Below are 1,643 nucleotides of genomic sequence, written 5' to 3'. Positions count from 1 at the left end.
ACTTCTTCGTTGAAATGGCCACCCAAGGTTCTTGGGTGGCCATTTTGCGTTAACGCGCAGTGTGCTCAGGCAGTATGCCTGAGCAGACGAACCGCGTGAAGTCGACGTCTCGCGAGTAGCGTGGGACACAGGATTCAGCAGGCAGACGCCGGGTGACGGCGTTCGAACACCGTGGAGATCATCGTGAGTGACCAGTCAGCAGACCAGCCCGACAAGGGCGAGCGACGAGCACCTCGATCGTCCGGTGATGGACGCCCGAACACGAGCCCCGGTCGACGAAGCGACAACCCGCGCGGTGACAGGCCGCAGCGTGGTGACGGTCCTCGAGGCGATCGGTCACAGGGCTCTGATCGCCCCGCTTGGCAGCGGGATCGCCCGGCTTCCGGCGATCGCCCGCAGCGGTCGGACCGGTCGGCGCGGAGTGGCGACCGTCCTTCGTCAGGCGACCGCCCGCAGCGTTCGGACCGCCCCGCTTGGCAACAGGATCGCCCTGCCTCGGGCGATCGACCGCAGCGCTCAGACCGTCCCGCCCGGAGCGGGGACCGTCCCTCATCCGGCGATCGACCGCAGCGTTCCGATCGGCCTGCGTGGCAGCGTGATCGCCCGGCTTCGGGTGACCGCCCACAGCGGTCCGACCGTCCCGCGCGAAGCGGCGACCGTCCTGCATCGGGCGACCGACCGGATCGCGGGAACCGCACGGATCGCGGGCACTCGTCCGATCGTGGCGGCCGTCCCGACCGCGGCCGCGACAGTGGCTCACGGAGCGGCGGCCGCGAACTGTGGACGCGCGACGGTGCGCCGGCTCGTGGTGACCGCGACGCCTTCCGGAAGGAACGTGAGCTGACGGAGGAGGAGCGCATCGCGTTCGAGCTCAAGTCGATCCGTCCTCGCCACGATGACCCGGAGATTCCCGCGGACGTCACCCCCCAGGATCTCGACAAGGGAGCTCGCAACGAGCTCAAGACCCTCAGCAAGGAGAACGCCGACGGCGTCGCGCAGCACCTGGCCATGGCGGCCCGGCTGATCGACACCGACCCAGCGCTCGCTCATCTGCATGCCATGTCCGCTGCACGTCGTGCCGGTCGGATCGCGATGGTCCGAGAGACCCTCGCGATCACCGCCTACGAGACCGGTGACTACGCTCTCGCACTCCGCGAACTCCGGACCTACCGACGGATCTCCGGCAAGGACGATCAGTTGCCGCTCATGGTCGACAGTGAGCGCGGTGTCGGCCGTCCGGAGCGCGCCCTGGAACTCGGCCGATCCGTCGACCGCGCCACGCTCGACGTCCCGGTGCGTGTCGCGTTGGCGATCGCCATGTCCGGGGCCCGCCTCGATCTCGGCCAGACCGAGGACGCCCTGACCGAGCTGCAGATCCCGCAGCTCGATCCGAAGCGGGCCTTCTCCTACAGCCCGGCGCTCTTCAACGCCTACGCCGAGACGCTCGACGTCCTCGGCCGTTCCGATGAGGCGTCCGTCTGGCACGACCGCGCGACGATCGCCGCTGAGGCGCTCGAGCAGTCGGCCGCCGACGACGAGGGGGAGACCATGGTCGTCGTCGAGGAGTTCTTCGACATCGACGATGCTCCTGATGCTGATGCTGATGCTGATGCTGATGCTGATGCTGATGCTGATGCTGATGC

General features: G+C 68.4%; 2 protein-coding genes. One reads left to right on the top strand and one right to left on the bottom strand.

Going from position 1 to position 1,643, the window contains the following annotated elements; translation table 11 throughout:
- Positions 1-756 precede the first annotated feature (756 nt).
- The gene (locus tag QRN26_RS17925; RefSeq protein WP_285037772.1) at positions 757-1,002 is read right to left on the bottom strand and encodes a hypothetical protein; all 246 of its coding nucleotides are present in this window, start codon (positions 1,000-1,002) and stop codon (positions 757-759) included.
- Positions 1,003-1,059: 57 nt separating this feature from the next.
- Here QRN26_RS17925 and QRN26_RS17920 point away from each other — a divergent pair.
- The coding region (locus QRN26_RS17920) for a hypothetical protein (protein WP_285037771.1) at positions 1,060-1,643 on the top strand (584 nt) is incomplete at its 3' end.

This window comes from Plantibacter sp. ME-Dv--P-095 (genome assembly GCF_030209365.1).
Classification (GTDB): Bacteria; Actinomycetota; Actinomycetes; order Actinomycetales; family Microbacteriaceae; genus Plantibacter.
This window is presented reverse-complemented; position numbering and strand designations above follow the sequence as displayed.